The sequence below is a fragment of the Clostridium polyendosporum genome, assembly GCF_018332455.1.
In the GTDB taxonomy this organism is placed as follows: domain Bacteria; phylum Bacillota; class Clostridia; order Clostridiales; family Clostridiaceae; genus Clostridium_AY; species Clostridium_AY polyendosporum.
On sequence record NZ_BOPZ01000004.1, the window covers coordinates 24,648 to 41,860 of the forward strand.

General features: G+C 33.3%; 11 protein-coding genes and 1 pseudogene. All 12 read right to left on the reverse strand.

Features of this window, described 5'->3' with window-relative positions:
- Window positions 1-319: 319 nt before the first annotated feature.
- The 12 genes and pseudogenes from ald to CPJCM30710_RS03390 all read right to left on the reverse strand — a co-directional run bounded on the left by ald (window position 320) and on the right by CPJCM30710_RS03390 (window position 17,203).
- Entirely contained in the window at window positions 320-1,459 is a 1,140-nt protein-coding gene (gene ald, locus CPJCM30710_RS03340; RefSeq protein WP_212902759.1) for an alanine dehydrogenase, read from the reverse strand.
- Window positions 1,460-1,881: 422 nt separating this feature from the next.
- A complete protein-coding gene (locus tag CPJCM30710_RS03345) occupies window positions 1,882-4,911 on the reverse strand; it encodes a putative amidoligase domain-containing protein (protein WP_212902760.1) in 3,030 nt (1,009 codons plus the stop codon).
- 149 nt (window positions 4,912-5,060) lie between these two features.
- On the reverse strand, window positions 5,061-6,470 hold the full coding sequence (locus CPJCM30710_RS03350; RefSeq protein ID WP_212902761.1) for a UDP-N-acetylmuramoyl-tripeptide--D-alanyl-D-alanine ligase: 1,410 nt from the start codon (window positions 6,468-6,470) through the stop codon (window positions 5,061-5,063).
- Window positions 6,471-7,005: 535 nt separating this feature from the next.
- The gene (locus tag CPJCM30710_RS03355; RefSeq protein WP_281413948.1) at window positions 7,006-7,317 is read right to left on the reverse strand and encodes a M20/M25/M40 family metallo-hydrolase; all 312 of its coding nucleotides are present in this window, start codon (window positions 7,315-7,317) and stop codon (window positions 7,006-7,008) included.
- A pseudogene (locus CPJCM30710_RS18010) lies at window positions 7,294-7,425 on the reverse strand (peptidase dimerization domain-containing protein); the annotation flags it as partial. The pseudogene CPJCM30710_RS18010 and the gene CPJCM30710_RS03355, both read right to left, overlap by 24 nt.
- A 268-nt stretch (window positions 7,426-7,693) precedes the next feature.
- Window positions 7,694-8,512, reverse strand: coding sequence for a beta/alpha barrel domain-containing protein (locus CPJCM30710_RS03360; RefSeq protein ID WP_212902762.1), 819 nt, complete (start codon window positions 8,510-8,512; stop codon window positions 7,694-7,696).
- 8 nt (window positions 8,513-8,520) lie between these two features.
- Window positions 8,521-9,570, reverse strand: a complete 1,050-nt coding sequence (locus CPJCM30710_RS03365) for a homocitrate synthase/isopropylmalate synthase family protein (protein ID WP_212902763.1) — start codon at window positions 9,568-9,570, stop codon at window positions 8,521-8,523.
- A gap of 174 nt (window positions 9,571-9,744) precedes the next feature.
- Window positions 9,745-12,387 carry a nitrogenase cofactor biosynthesis protein NifB gene (gene nifB / locus CPJCM30710_RS03370; RefSeq protein WP_212902764.1) on the reverse strand — a complete coding sequence of 881 codons (2,643 nt, stop codon included), beginning with the start codon at window positions 12,385-12,387 and terminating at the stop codon, window positions 9,745-9,747.
- 10 nt (window positions 12,388-12,397) lie between these two features.
- On the reverse strand, window positions 12,398-13,744 hold the full coding sequence (gene nifE / locus CPJCM30710_RS03375; protein ID WP_212902901.1) for a nitrogenase iron-molybdenum cofactor biosynthesis protein NifE: 1,347 nt from the start codon (window positions 13,742-13,744) through the stop codon (window positions 12,398-12,400).
- Window positions 13,745-13,823: 79 nt separating this feature from the next.
- Window positions 13,824-15,191, reverse strand: a complete 1,368-nt coding sequence (nifK, locus tag CPJCM30710_RS03380; RefSeq protein ID WP_212902765.1) for a nitrogenase molybdenum-iron protein subunit beta — start codon at window positions 15,189-15,191, stop codon at window positions 13,824-13,826.
- The gene (gene nifD / locus CPJCM30710_RS03385) at window positions 15,191-16,798 is read right to left on the reverse strand and encodes a nitrogenase molybdenum-iron protein alpha chain (protein ID WP_407644972.1); all 1,608 of its coding nucleotides are present in this window, start codon (window positions 16,796-16,798) and stop codon (window positions 15,191-15,193) included. The genes nifK and nifD overlap by 1 nt, the downstream gene beginning before the upstream one ends.
- A 21-nt stretch (window positions 16,799-16,819) precedes the next feature.
- Window positions 16,820-17,203: a P-II family nitrogen regulator gene (locus CPJCM30710_RS03390; protein ID WP_212902766.1), complete on the reverse strand. Its 384-nt coding sequence runs from the start codon at window positions 17,201-17,203 to the stop codon at window positions 16,820-16,822.
- Window positions 17,204-17,213: the final 10 nt, after the last annotated feature.

Genomic DNA, 17,213 nt, shown 5'->3' on the forward strand with positions numbered 1-17,213 from the left:
CAAAAACTTAAGATTTTATAAATATTTTCAATATGTAAACATTATCCACTGGGTTTTTCTCATCTTTTTGCACTTTTTTGTATTAATTTATTAACTATTCTAATTAAACACTTATAAATTAACAATATGAAAACCAATTTCCAATAATGTTCCAACTGCACCCTAAGAAAGTGAAACATGTAAAAAACTATCTAAAGTTTTGTTGTTCTTTAGACAGTCTTTTATTGTTACCGTAGCTACCTTATTTATTAATTATCCAATCATTAGGTGCTTAGAACCAAACAATATCGATATATATGAGGTTTATTTAAGTAAAATCCTATAAAACTTCTTTACCTGTAAAGCTCAATACATCCTCTGCATTTACATAAAGTAACTTTAAATCATTAGCAACTGGCTTACATGTTACAAATCCATTATAAGTATTTAATCCTAAAAGAAGTGTTTTATTAGATAACATTGCTTCTTTAGCACCCTTATCTGCAATTTCTAATAAATAAGGTAGTGTAGCTGCTTCAAGAGCCAATGTAGATGTTCTTGGAACTGCTCCTGGCATATTAGCTACTGAATAATGTATTACTCCATATTTTTCATAGTATGGTTTATCATGAGTCGTTACTCTATCTATAGTCTCAATTGAACCACCTTGATCTATTGCTACGTCTACTATTACAGAACCCTTCTTCATAGTTTTAACCATTTCTTCTGTTACTATCTTAGGTGCACTCGCACCCGCAACTAATACTGCTCCTATTAATAAATCTGCCTTTTCAACCGCACTTTCAACGTTATATTCATTGCAAGCTAATGTTGTTATTCTCCCTCCAAAAATATCATCAAGATATGCCAACCTCTCATTATTAATATCAAGCACTGTTACCTTTGCTCCTAATCCCACTGCCATCTTAGCAGCATTTGTTCCTACTATACCTCCTCCTATGATTACTACCTCTCCAGGAGCTACCCCTGGCACTCCTCCTAACAGTATCCCTGATCCTCCATTAAACTTTTGAAGAAGATTTGCTCCTATTTGAACTGACATCCGTCCTGCAATCTCACTCATTGGAACTAATAAAGGTAGTCTTCCATTTGGAAGTTGAACAGTTTCATAAGCAATGCCCGTAACCTTTTTGTCTAATAAAGCCTTTGTAAGTTCTAGATTTGGCGCTAGGTGAAGATAAGTATATAGTGTTTGTCCCTGTCTAAATAGTTCATATTCACACTCTAAAGGTTCTTTTACCTTTACTATTAGATCAACAGTATCAAATATCTTCTTTTTATCTGGAAAAATTTCTGCTCCTGCTTTTTCATATTGACTATCTTCAAACCCACTGCCTTCTCCAGCAGATTTTTCAACTAGTACTTTATGTCCTCTTTTGATTAGCACAGATACTCCATTAGGTGTTAATCCTACTCTGTTTTCATTGTTCTTAATTTCCTTGACCAAACCTATAATCATTACTAATCCCCCCATAAAGTTGTTTCTTATATATTATATAAGAAAATGGTGCCATAGAAATTAAATACTCCCATAGCACCATTGCCTTTATTTTCTACCTTTTCACAAAGTGAAATTTGGCTAAAACTTAGCAGACTTGACGCCTGGTCAGTTTTATTACATATAGATTTATTGTAAAATATGGTTACATATTAATTTTATGCCTTTTAACAATATTTATTCAATAATTAAAAATATTGTTAATTATAGATATTTTAGATATGTAAACATTACCTACTCCTACTTACTTAAATTAACATAGTATTTTTTATATTAGAAGAATACTATGTGCCTAAATATATAAAAACTATAATTATAATATAGTGAAGGAGGATGTCTCAAAAGTAGCTTGGGGCATCCTCACTAAAGAAACAACTTCTGTTTCATTTATAGGCTAAAAACTTCACATATTCAAGCAATCTATATAAAGCAGTATTTCTCATTTTATACGCTCCTATAGTGGACAGTAGATTATCTGGTTTTGAGTTTAATTCTATGATAAAAACATTAGAATCTTTATCTATAGCAAAGTCAATAGCAATTTCTCCAGCCTGTATTTGTTTATTATCAATTAGTTCTACAACTTTCCTAGATGCCTTTCTTATATCCTCTACTATTTTTTCAGCATTATCACCAAAGCAAGTTGACATCACTACTGAAGATTTAATATCATATTCCTCATACGGAGTCATAAACTTTTTATTTTTGCCTGAAACTCTTGCAACCATACAGGTTCTTAACCAAAATCCTTCACCATTTTTTTGCATTACTACCCTTATTTCAAATTTTCTTCCTAAATATTTACTAAGCGGTATAGCCTTTTGAATAATATAATCTGATGGACTACAATCAAATTTATCAAACAGATCTGTTACAGCACTTGTCAATTCTGCTCTATTTACTTTCATTTTTACGGTTTGATCATGCAAGTTTTTATAAGTTAGCTCACAGTATCTGTCATCCAATTTTTCTACAGAAATAATACCTTTGCTCCTGCTTCCTTTTCTTAACTTAAGAAATACATGTTTGTACCTATCAATACAATCCTTTAAAAGTTTATCTTTTTCATATAGGAAAGTATCTATTTGATATTCTTTAGTTCTCTCATCTGATTCCAAAAGACAATGGATATTCCATTTATCATTGGTAAGATTTATACAATCTAAACTGTTTATAGACTTTATATCATATTTATTTGTGTAATCTATATACTTAGTAAAATATTTTCCATAATGCTCTTCAGTATATACATCTCCTCTGTCATAAATCACATTAGGAATTTTAAAATATCGTTTTATCCATTTTTCTTTTTCAAAATCATAGGTATACCCTTTAACTTGATGATTTTTCCAATCTGCATCCCAAATAGTGAATACATAAGTTATAATTCCTTTATATTTAGAAAGCTTTATTAATTTTTTAAATAAAGATGTTTGTCTAGCAAAAGGTCCAAGAGGATCTTCTTCTCTATAGCTTAAAATTCCTAATATAGGTCCTGCCCTAAAGATTTTATCTTTATCATCAAACCATAAACCTACACAATCATCCCCTTTTATTCCTATTTCTTTGCATATATCCTCTGAAAAACTTACTAAGCTATCTTTTTCAGGGGAGAAATCATCTTTAGGATATACCTTAACCATATATTTATTTCTTCCAATCATTATTGTTATTGTACTACCCTGCTTGATATTAAGTTCTTCTCTTTTCTTCTTAGGAATAAAACATCTTAAGGTTTGCTTGTACACCTCATTAGATGAGGGAATACTCCAGTTTTCCTTTAAATCTGTTGTTTCATCCCACTCTTTACATTCCATAATACGTTTAAATAAAGGTCGCAATTCTTTGCTATATTGTATAAACGTATGGGTTTCTGAAATATTCTTTAGGATTTTCCCTACTTTATCTTTAAAATAATTTTTATTAACTTGATAAAAAGCTCTAATATCAGAATAATTACAGATAAATTCTTCATTTAAATTTAAATACTCTTGAGCAATAACCTTTGCAAGACAAAGTATTCCCGTTGTAATTTCTGGATTTATAAGCCAACTGCTTAAGGTACAGTATTCAAATCCACCATATGACTTTAAGCGATAGTTTCCAAGTGCTCCATATTTAATTCTTCTTTTTCTTGAAGAATAAGAGTTCTCAATCATCATAACAGGCAGTGCTAAATAGTTATCTAGAGCTCTTATGAGTTTATAATTAGGTTGAATTCCGAAGTGGATATGTCCTCCTACCCAGTAATCAAGTAAAGGCATACTACCTGCATATAATCCTATATTTTTATAGTCAATAGTTTCACCTATCATTTTTAGTATATATTTAATGGATTCTACCACATCTCGAGGATTAGTGGAATATTGTGGTCTTAACTCTACTAAAGGGTAACATCTTTTCCCCGATTCTATACTTCTATCATCCAAGCCATAGAGACCTTTCTTACCGAAAAAGTCTGAGGCATAAATCAAGCTATTTGTATCTTTATCTTTTAACATGCACTCTGGATCAGCACCAATTGTTACATTAATCTTTCTATTCATTAAATTATCGTACTTTAATAAAAGATTACTAAATTCCTTAACATATGCATCAAGGCAGTTTTTTGACATATATTTACAAGAAGCATCTACATCAAGTGCGTAAAATTTGCCATCTAAACTCTTTCCTATAGTAACTACACCAAAATCTAAACCTAATGCATAAACTGATTTTATAGCTATCGTAACTAGCTTGTCTTTTTCATTAGAACTAAGATAATTTAAATCTGTTCTTCTAAGCCTCCAACCAAATTCTTTACTTCTAATAATAATATCAGACTGATTTTCAAACTCATCTAAGTCATCTGAACAGTAAATTTGTTCCTTAAATAATTCATCTTTTCTGGCATTAAAACTAATTTTCTTTAACTTACTTGGTGATATCCTTTTAACTTTATAATATTTCTTTAGATGTATTTTTTTAGGAAGATATTTTTCTTCTATAAAGAACACTTTTCCATCCATTACATGTATTCTGTATTCTTCCTCAAGTTTAATATATTCCACAAAATATTCTCTATCACTTTTTTTATATTCAGATATACTGTCGATTACTATAATGTCTGTACCCCCGTTACTATGCTCAAACATTCTCCCGATTATAGGAAAAATAGTTTTTTTTCCTGGCTTTATTCTTCTTGGACAGTTTATATGATTCTTTCCTAAAATTAATATTACCTGTTCCTTGTCTGATGTGTTTTTTATTGCTGTGCAAGAATTAAATGTGGTTACTTTGTCTCCCTGATCTATCCAATTTCCCCATCTTATTTGATAAGAGCTATATAACTTACTACTTATTCCCTCATCCTTAAGAAGATTCTCTATTTTAACACCTTCCGGAGAACCATCAGTTATAATTGTCAACTTCATAAAACTTCCTCCTTGTGAATAGTCAATATATGTAATCTGAAGTTTTCATTTTATGAAGTAAAACTCAACTAAGAATCTGTTTATTCTAAGTTGAGTTTTTGATAAAAAGTACAAAGTATTAAGATGCTTAAAGCTTATTGAAAAAGCTATCAATATTCTACTCCCAGAGATCTAATAAGATGTCTTATAGGTACGTAAACTGAAGCTTTAAAAACTATCACACTTCCGGGAATTATTGAAGATTTAAAATACTTTTCAGCTTTTTCTACAGTTTCAAAGTAAACCATCTTTGATTGAGGAACTCCTTTACTCATAGCTCCTCTCACATATTCCTTTGCCCATTTACCAATAGCTATTAAACTATCGAACTTTATTTGAGCTAATTGTTCTCCAATAGAAAAGTGTACTTCCTTAGCATATTGCCTTACTTCCTCATCCGGACGTTCCATATCACCTAAAACCAACATAAGTGGCTTATCATCTGTAAAATAAGGTATTTCTTGAAGCAACTGTCTGGTGGAATCAGGGTTTGCATTAAAGTTATCATTAATCAATACAGTTCCCTTAATTCCATCGTATATCTTTAACCTACCACTTGAAGGTTCAAAATTTGAAAGGCCTCTTTTTATGTCTTCTTTTCTTAATCCTAGTTGAAGACCAACTAGAATAGCGGCCAATGCATTAGCTATATTATATTTTCCTACGGTATTTAATATACAATCAATCTCAATCCCTGGCCCATTAGCTCTAAAATAAGACTTAAAATTCTTATATTTAATATTTGATGCCCAAAGATCAAACTTATCTGAAAATCCATACTTCAGTACTTTCCCTTTATATCTGCCAATCGGAAAATTAATGCAGTTTTCATCCTCACCATTTATAATAAGCAATCCAGCTTCATCAAGATAGTCAAAAATCTCGGCCTTAGCTTCAATAATATTTTCAATTGAACCAAGACTAACAAGATGTGCACGTTGAATTGACGTAAGAACTCCAATATTAGGCTTTACCATCTCAGAAGATAACGACATAATACCACGCCCCTTCATGCCTACCTCTAACACTGCAGCTCTGTGATACTTTCTAATAGAAAATAGATTATACGCAACTCCCGAAGGAGCGTTATAGTTATTGTACCCTACAAGCGTTGGAATACCTGCATTAAGAACTGCTCCTATCATATCTTTTGTTGTTGTTTTTCCAGAGCTTCCTATCACTTGTATGATTGGAATATTAAATTGTGAACGAAATACTTTGGCAAGTTCCAAATATGACTCCGTGAGATGCTCCACCTCTATAACGCCAATCTTAAACTTTTTCCATTTATATATATTAAGTCTATGTGGTGCTTTTATTATCACGCCAGTTGCACCACATTCTACTAACTTCTTTAATAACTTGTCTTCATCATCACAACCGTCAAATAAATAATAAAGACAATTTAACAGAGGTTTATCTGGCTGTTCCACAAACAACTCTACTGGCCGATTGGTATTCCAATTGAGTATATTCCCATTTATAATATTTTGAAGATCCTCAAGAAAAAATTTCTTCACTATTACCATCTCCATAGTACTACTAAGTTTTAAAATTAACTGTAAGCAGTATTTGTTATTATAATATGCTTTCCAGGGAATATTCGACACAATTCTTCAAAAGAATATAGTAAATAAAGTTAAGCAAACATGGAGCCTATTTAAATATACACAGTTCAGTTATTAAGTTGTATATCTATAGTTTGAGGCAGATTTCACTCTGTGAAATGACAATAACAAAGCTGAGCAGGTATCATACCTGTTCAGCTTTACAATCTACAGATTTATTTTTAAAATGTAGTTAGATATTAAGTTTATGTTTTTTAACAATGCTTATTGAATAATGAAAAACATTGTTAATTAGAGATATTCTAGATGTGTAAACATTCCCTAGTCCTACTTACTTTAAATCAACGACTTTTTCTTCCTTAATATATTTTCGCTGCTAGTGCTATAGCGGTAGGTTCTGTGCATTCCAGAGCTACTACTAATTCTTTATCTAATATTTGAAAAAATATCTCTTCTTTCATGAATATACACTCCTTTTATTTTCTGATTATACGTTCAATATAAAATTCTTAAGTATATTCTTATACATATATACAGAATCTAGAACTACATATTCATCATCACCATGCCAATTTCCACCTATAGGTCCAAATTCAACAGCTGGTATTCCATATTTTGAGTAAAATTTTGTATCTGCAGAACCATGTTGTCCGAAAATTTCTGCATTAAGCTTTGTAAAATTAGCTATATATTGGCTAAGATTTTTAACATAAATATCATCTATCTTAGTCTTAACTGCATCACCATAAGAATGAATATTAACTTTAGTTTCTACTGCTTTCTCTATTTCTCTTATAATTTTATTTATATTTTGATCAGGCAAAAATCTTATATCAAGGCACATTTTGCAATAATCCGGAACGTTATTATACACATCTCCACCTTCAATTTTTGACAAGTTTATGGATGGAGCTTCGTAAAGGTCGGATTTTTCTTTTGTAAGAAGTTGGAATTATGCAATGGACTATAAGTATTATTGCATAGGCTACAATGTCAGTTGGATTTACTACAGCTTTCGCCAAAATCTGGCCCGCAGCTGCTAATACCTCTACAAAAAATATTATATATGAAGAAGGAAATATTTCCTACACAATCTACTATAAAAAGAAAAAACCTATAATAATCTTAACAAAAATAAAAACCCAACTCATAGAGTTAGGCTCTTTATAAAAGGTTTATTGAATTCTTTCATTATTGCTAAATATTATCTTCTTTATTTGTGCTTCAACTTCTTGCACTTTATCTATCGATCCTAGTGGAAACATTCCAAAAAGTTCACCACTAGCCTTACAAAAACCATTATAATCACAATTGCCTGCTCTCTCACCGATACCACCTATAGTACAATCTACAAATGCTGCTCCTGCTTCATAAGCAGTAAAAGAATTTGCTACTGCCATCCCAAAATCATTATGACAGTGAATCTCAATATCTACACCTGTACTTTTTCTTAAGCGAGCAATCTTACTTTGAATTTTTGTTGGTATTTCTATACCTACTGTATCCGCATATCTTACTCTATTTACTCCAAGTTTTACTGCATCCCCGCAAAGTTCTTCTAAAAAGCTAAATGAGGCTCTAGAAGCATCTTCAAGACCAATAACTACCTCTGCCCCCTTTTCCTTTGCAAAGTATACAGCCCTTATCATGTTATCCTTAACCCAAACTCTATTACGCCTAAGCTTTGAATAAATTTGTATATCTGATGCTGGTACTGAAATATGAACAATATCTACATTACAGTCCAAGGAATGACTTATATCCTCCTTACTCATCCTATTCCATGCAGATATTTTCGAAGCAAGCCCAAGACTTGCTATTTTCTCAATACTTTTTTTCTCATCGCCTCCCATGGCTGGTATACCAGCTTCAATTTGATATACACCAAGGGAACTTAAAAGCTTAGCTATCTCTACCTTATCCCAAAATCCTAGAGCTATTCCTGCCTTTTGTTCTCCATCCCTTAAGGTGGTGTCAACAATCTTTACTTCCATATTACCACCTACCTATTCCCAATACTCTTAATATTCATACCTTTAATTAAAGATAAAAGTTCTCCATCATTAAGACCTCTTCTCATTTTAATGCTCCACTCTCTTACCGTCTCAAGAACTAAACTAAGATCAAGTGGACTATAGTCAATTTCCAGATCAATAAGCTTCATCTTCAAGGACTTTGTTCCTGAATGTTTGCCTATGATAAGTCTTCTCTTCATGCCCACATCTCCAGGTTCATAAGGTTCATAGGTATGAGGATCTTTTGCTATACCATCTGCATGTATTCCAGATTCAAAATCAAATATTTCCTCTCCTATTACAGCTTTACATTTTCTAACCTTGACTCCCATTAGATTCTCATATATCTCCTTAAGCTCACTCAGCCTACCGATGCTTCCTCCAAGCTGAAACTTATTTATAACCTTAAGACCTACTAATGCTTCTTCCATGGATACCATACCATAATCTCCTCCATTAAAGCCGCATATGATACCATCTGACACCTCTGCTCCTTCCAATACAATAGCAGTACCCATCGAGAATCTATCAGTTGGAAAAAGTATAACTTCTACATTAAGGCTCTCTCTTAACTCCTCTATCATCAATGGTAAGTGTGAAAACTCATAATAGTCAATATGAGATATAACCAAAGAAGATATAGAATAGGCTTTTATACATGTTCTCAACCAATTTAGATCCAATCTCTTTAAAATAGACAGTGGAATTTCAAGTATAAGTGTTTCCTTAATATCAACTAATTTTTCATAAAAAAGATAATCCTCTACAATAGCATCATAAGTAATCATAAACTTATTAATACCAAGTCTATTTCCCCTGTTAAACTCCTCAATATTTTTTACATAAAGTATAAAATCCTTACAATGATCTTCAATTTTTATCTTTTTTAATAGATTCTGATCTATTAAAAATAGGTCTACTCCTATTTCCTTTGAGAGGTTTATGAAGGAGCTAACCATACTCTCCTTCAACTGTATATTCCTAGGTAATGTTGCATCTATAATTTTTAATTCTCTGTTATTATGATATAGTGACATTTAGCTCCCTCCTTATTAGATATATAAGTTCATATTGAGATTTATAAACTGAACTTATATATTCTAACTCTCTCATTTTATTTCAATAAAAGACAATTATAAATACTACTACATAAAATATAACTACTCCACATCCCCCCAAAAAAGATGCGGAGAGATTTACATTCTTACTTCTTAAATGTTCATTAATTTAGCAGCTTCTCTAATACCATTATCGATGCCATCGTACATTTGAATTAACTTTATTCCTTTTTCTTGCAGCTTCTTTTCTGGAGATAATCCTGCTCTCATTGTAAGAACTGCATCACAATCTTCAATTGTCTTTATTATTTTTTCAATTTTATCTTCGTGATCATCACACTCTGATTTTCCTGTACAGTACTTAGCAATTGGTCTTTTTTCTAAGAACTTAACCTTTCCTGCGCTATAAGAATATACATATAATTCTTCTACCATGCCAAAGTGTTGATCTATATTAGTTCCACTTTTTGTGGTAATTGCAAACTTGTAACTCTTTATGCTTATACCATCTTGAGATTTTGAACAAGAAGATCCACAACCACTTCCTCTAAACTCTATAGATCTGTCTTGAGCAAGTATTCCCACTGCATCCGCTCTACATTGCTTACAGTGATACATCTGCTTTAAGTGACCTTCACACTTCTTTCTCATCTCATTAAGCTCTTGATTGCTTACTAGAGACAAATCTGAAAATACACTTTCCTTAACTGGTATATGCTGCATGATGTTTGTAATAGATGCTCCATGCTCTTTTACAGTCTTAACTACTTCTTCAATATGATCGTCATTTATACCTTTTAACATTACTATGTTAACCTTACATACAACACCATGTGAAGATAGGAACTTAAGTCCTGCTAATTGATTATTCAGCAATATTTCTGCAGCCTTTTCACCAGTATATGTGGTTCCTAGGTAATTTACAAATTTATATATTTTTGCTCCCATAGTCTTATCTACTGTATTAATCGTTACTGTAACGTGAGATACACCTAGGTTTACAAGTTCCTGCGCATAGAATGGAAGCATAAGTCCATTTGTTGAAAGACATATAATTGTATCTGGATATTCTGCCTTTATAAGCTCAATAGTCTTCTTTGTTTCTTCAAAGTTTGCAAGAGCATCTCCTGGTCCAGCTATTCCAAGAACTGTTAGTTTCTCTATCTTTTCTTTAGCTTCCTTGAATCTTGCAAATCCCTGTTCTGGTGTTAACACCTCACTGGTTACTCCTGGTCTACTTTCATTAGCACAGTCATACTTTCTACTGCAGTAGTTACAGGATATATTACATTTTGGTGCTACTGGAAGGTGTATTCTGGCACAATCGTGAGCGTCCTTATTAAAACATGGATGATTTAAGTTTTTATCAAGATTTGTTATCATATTGTTCCCCTCCTGCTTTTTCTCCTCTTCAAGCTTCTTCTCTTCTTGAATCTTATTATCTACAAAATATTTTGTAAAAGCTTCTTCTCTAAAGCTTTCTTCCGTCTCTTCTATTATTACATTTGCTATTTCATCTAAAAGTAGTGCTGAACCGTTATATAGAGTTATGCACTTTTTCTGAGCTCCAACTCTGTCGTGAACAGGAAAAGCGACTCTTACTATTTTAAGATTCAACCTACTTGCCATTCTTCTACCATCAGAGCTACCAATTATGATATTTATTCCTTGCTCTTTGCATAGAGATTCTATAGTCTCAAAATCGGTATCCTTAAGTAGGATACATTCTTCTCCTAAGTTCATTGTTTCTTCCTTTAGCATTTTAATAACTTTAGGATTATTGCCACCTGTTGCTACAATCTTTGGAACTATCCCATTCTCACAACAAAGCTTAACCATTGCTATCACTAGTTCGCCTTCACCATAAATAACTGCTCTAGCCCTTCCGGTAAACTTGTGGTTATCAACCATAGTGTCAATATATCTTCCTTTATCGGTCTTTATACTTTTAGGAAGTTCTTTTCCAGCAATATTACATAAAAGTTCCAACAATTTATCAGTATTCCTTAATCCAAAAGGAAGGGAACATTTATAAAGTGGTACATTAAATTTATCTCTAAGGTATGCCCCTGGAGAACTATCCTCAGGAACTGCAATTCCCATCTCAATGGTTGCAATTGAATTTGCCATATCCTTTATATCCGCTATAGTCGTTCCACCTTTTCTTATGCGGCTATACTCTTTTTCGTATGGTCCATCCAAGGTCTCAGACACATCTGGCAGCAGTATATAGGGAATATTTAATTTTTCGAGCATTTCCTTAAGGGCTCTAACGTCACCAGGATTTAGATTACCGCAGATTATATTTATCTTACCGTTATCCTTTCCTTTTTCACTAAATCTCTCTACTACACCTTTAAGGGCACTATAATATCCTTCCTCCTGTGTACCCGCGTAACCTGGAGTATGCACTGGCACAATATCAACTCCACTTATTCCTGTCTCCTCATAATACTCTGCTACTATTCTTTCAATATCCTCACCTATGGTTTCTGCAAGACAGGTAGTGATAACTCCTATAGTTTTAGGCTGATACAGCTTAATCATGTTGCTCAAGCCTTTTTTAAGATTTTTACTTCCTCCAAATACAGTGCCATCCTCTGTAAGAGATGAAGACGCTATGTCTATAGGTTCATTATAGTGTGTTGCCATGTGCCTTCTTATGTAAGTGCTACATCCTTGTGAGCCATGGATTATTACCATGTTGTCTTCAATTCCTTTAAATGCCATTACTGCACCCATTGGCATGCACATTTTACATGGGTTTACATTTAGGTTTTTATAATTTCTGCTCATTTTATCCCCCCTACCGTATATAGCTCCATACTGGGCTATTAACTGTTAGATCTATCTCCTTAGCAAAATTTAAAGCTCCTTCAAAGCCAGAAAGCGGGTGTTTTCTTTCGTGGTTATGATCACAAAAACCTACACCTAACTTGTAAGCAAGTGGTCTTTCCTTTACGCCTCCAATTAATAGGTCTGCACCTTTTTCTTTTATAAATTTTTCAAGTTCAAATGGATTTGAGTCGTCTAATATTACTGTACCTTCATTTGATAACATTCTTATCTCATCATACTCATCTTTTTTTCCTGTTTGAGTACCAACTAATACAGTTTCAACACCAAGATCTCTTAACTGCTTTATAAGAGAAATTGCCTTAAATCCTCCTCCTACATATATCGCAGCCTTCTTTCCTTTAAGTCTCTCTCTATAATAATTCAGCTCCTTAATGACAGAATTTATCTCATCATCAAGGAGCCTCTCTGCTCTCAATCTAATTTGTGGATCATTAAAACAATCTGCTATTCTTAATAGTGAAAGTTTTGTATCTTCTATTCCAAAAAAGCTTACCTTTATAAAGGGTACATCATAAAGTTCTTCCATTCTTTTTGCTAGGTAATTCATAGAACCAGCACACTGTACTATGTTTAAAGATGCCCTTTTTGCTTTCATTATTTCTTCGCACTTACCATCTCCAGTTATCTTTGCTACAACGTTAATACCTAACTTCTTTAGGTATTCTGATATAATCCAAATTTCTCCTGCTAAATTAAAATCTCCAAGGAAATTAATTCCTTCAATTTTTTCTTCTGTTGACTTTTCTTCTCCCATAAGCTCTATTAATGCATTACAGGCAGCTTTATATCCCATAGATTTATGTCCCGCAAAACCCGGTGACCTTACAGGAATAACTCTTATAGAATGCTTCTTTTCAGCCATTCTACAAACAGCATCAACATCGTCTCCAATTACTCCAACTATACAAGTAGAATACACAAATATTACCTTTGGATGATGCTTCTCTACAATTTCATCTATAGCACCAGCTAACTTTTTCTCTCCCCCAAAGATTACATCCTTCTCTAAAAGATCTGTAGAAAAACTATTTCTATATATTTCTTCTCCACTGCTCAAGCTTCCTCTTATGTCCCAGGTATAGCTGGCACAACCAATAGGTCCATGAACAATATGATAAGCATCTGTTATGGGGTTAAGCACTACTCTAGCACCACAGTAAACACAAGCTCTTTGGCTTACAGCACCTGATACACTCTCTGAATCACACTTAAAGCCTGCTCCTCCATTTTTTTCTTTATGGCATACAAATGCTTCTCTTTCTTTTAACAACCCTTCTTTTAAGCTTAATCCCATGGACTTCTCCCCCATGCTATCCCTCCTATGACTTTTAAATTGTGATTCAGGGGAATCCCCCCTGAATCATTCAATTTTATTATCTAACTAATTCAAAATCTTCATCTGCACAGTCTCTGTCCATTCTATCTAATATAGCATCAACCATAGACTTCATAAGGTTTATTGATCCCTTATATCCAACAGTTGGAATATAATGATGTGCATATCTATCTAGTATTGGGAAACCAAATCTTACAAAAGGTACATCCTCTGCTCTTGCAATATGTTTTCCATGAGTATTACCCATAAGTAGGTCTACTCCTTCATTCTTTATCCATTGTTGTAGTTCAAAAAGGTCTGCACTGTTCTTCACTATTGAACCTTCTATTCCTGCATCCTCAATCATCTTTTCGATTACTCTGTTAAATTCTTCTCCTGGAGTACCAGTTATAACATACTTTGGAGTCATACCTAAGCTTATTACAAATTGTGTTAAAGCGATAACTAAATCTGGATCACCAAATATTGCTACCTTTTTACCATGTAAGTATTGATAGCTATCAAGCATTAGGTCAACTAATTGTCCTCTTTCTTCTTCTATGTTCTTAGGAATATCCTTTCCAGTAAGAGAAGAAAGTGTCATTAAAAGTTCATCAGTTGCTTCTAAACCGATTGGAGTCTTAAGAGTCTTAAATGGTACCTTGCACTTCTTTTCTAATGATACTGCTCCTGCTTGTGAAGCGTAACTTCCTAAAGCTAATGTTTGAGAAGAGTTTCCTGCATTTCTTATATCTTCAACCTTAGCTCCGCCTTCTGGATACATATTAAATTCTCCAGTTGCTGGAGAATCAACAACTCCGCTAGTATCTGGGAACATAGTATAAGGTATATTCATTGCTTCGAATAATCTCTTTATTTCTCTCATGTCTGCTGGGCTCACAAATCCTGGAATTACATTTACTGTATCATTTTTCTCAGCAGCAGTTGCTTTACATAGGTAATCTACGATTCCTTTAACCATGTTTGAGAAACCAGTAACATGTGATCCTTGATAACTTGGTGTATTAGCATGAATAATAACTTTACCTTCTGGTACTTCTGAATCTGATATATAAGTAGGTAAGTCATCACCTATAGTTTCTGATAAACATGTTGTATGAACTGCTATAATATCTGGGTTATATAACTTCCAAATGTTTTTAACAGCCATTTTTAAATTTGCGCCTCCGCCGAATACGCTGGCACCTTCTGTAAAGGAGCTTGTTGAAGCCATTATTGGATCTTTAAAATGTCTTGTTAGCTGCATTCTATGAAATGCACAACATCCTTGTGATCCATGGCTGTGAGGAAGACATTTGTGAATACCAAGTGCTGCATACATAGCACCGATTGGCTGACAAGTTTTAGCTGGATTTATTTTTAACGCTTTTCTTTCTACTACTTTCTTTGGTGTTGCATCTAACATTACTCTTCACCTCCAACAACTTTTCCTTCTAACATTGGTTCTACTTTCCATGGTGGAGTTACATACTTCCATGCTGGAGTATAAACTCCTGCTGCTAATTCTCTAGCAAATATTAATGCTCCCTTAAATCCTGCATAAGGACCTGTGTAATCATAAGAGTGAAGCTGTCTTGATAAAACGCCCATTTTTTGAAGCATATACTTTTCTTTTACACCTGAGAAGAACATATCTGGGTTTAATAATTTAATAAACATTTCTGTTTCATGGTGATTTAAGTCATCAACCATTATTGTTCCTTCATTCATTTCTTTAACCATTCCACCATAGTAAGCTAGTGGAATTTCTTGCTTAAGAACTTCATATCTATCTTCTGGTATGATAACACGATATCTATTTTCATCCTTTTGAACAGTTATTTCAGGAATATTCTTGCTATCTGCATCAATTTTTATTGATGGTATAACTTCTCTTCCTTCATAGTCGTCACGGTGACCAAACTCATAACCAGCAAGTATAGTTTCGATACCAAAATCCTTTAATAATACTTGATAATGGTGAGCTCTTGAACCACCAACATAGAGACATGCAGTCTTACCTTCAAGCTTTTCCTTATAATAAGTCAATTCACCTTCCATTGCAGAAAGTTCCTCTGCTATAACCGCTTCAGTTCTCTCATATATATATGGATCATTAAATACTTTTGCTAAGTTTCTTAATGTGTCAATTGTTCCTGTTACTCCGATAAAGTTAGCTTTAATCCATGGAATACCAAACTTAGTTTCAAGCATTTCAGCAATATAGTTAATTGATCTGTGACATTGTACTAAGTTACAATCTGCTGTATGAGCATTCGTAATTTGTTCATATTCTACGTCACCACTAAGTGTTGCAACAACATTGTAACCAATTTTCTCAAGTATTCTCTCGATTTCCCATGAGTCTCCACCTATGTTATATTCACCTAAGATATTTACAGAATACTTCTTATGTTCCGCATTTCCTTTACCAATCATATCTTCAAAAACGATATTATTTGCTATATGGTGACCTGCGGATTGAGTTACTCCCTTATATCCTTCACAGCTAAAAGCAAAAACATCAATTCCATAAAGCTTTCTAGCTTCTGCTGCTACTGCATTTATATCATCACCTATAAGACCAACAGGACAAGTTGCATATATACCGATAGCTTTCGGATTGAAAATTTCAACAGCTTCTTTTATTGCTTCTGCTAATTTCTTAGTTCCACCGAAAACTATATCACTTTCCTGCATGTCAGTTGAAAATGCGTATTCAATAAAATTCTGACCGCCTTCTGTTGCTCTTGCCTTGTTTCTTCTAGTACCCCAAGTGTAGTAAGCACAACCTATTGGACCATGTGTGATATGAATCATATCCTTAATTGGTCCCATAACAACCCCTTTACAACCTGCGAAACAACAGCCTCTGCTTGTGATTATACCTGGTACTGTTCTTACGTTAGCTTGTATTACTGGATTTGGATCTTCCTTTGTCTTAACAACAATATGAGTCTTTCTATTTTTAAAGGTTTTAGCAGGGTATTGTTCTAAAACCTGGTCTACAACCTTTTGCATATCTTTTTTCATATATTTCACCTCATCCTATATTTAAATGGCTTTTGGTCCTGTTTCTCCAGTACGTACTCTTGCTGCATCAATTACATCTGTAACAAATATCTTTCCGTCTCCTGGATTACCGGTTTTATTAACTTCTATAATTGTATTTACGACTTTATTTACATCTTCATCATTAACCAAAAGAACAACCATTCTTTTTGGTACTAATCTATGCATCTCTGATATTTCTTCAGCTATGCCTGAATTTAACATAACTCTCTCTGATAACTTTTCATCAATCATAGAAAAGTCTACCTTCTTCTTACCACGACCAACCACTTTTCTACAAGTGAAAGAGGGGAACCCTCCTTTCAGAAGGGCATCCTTGGTTTTACTAACCATGTTCATTCTGATGATTGCAGTTATTTCTTTCATCTCTCCCCCT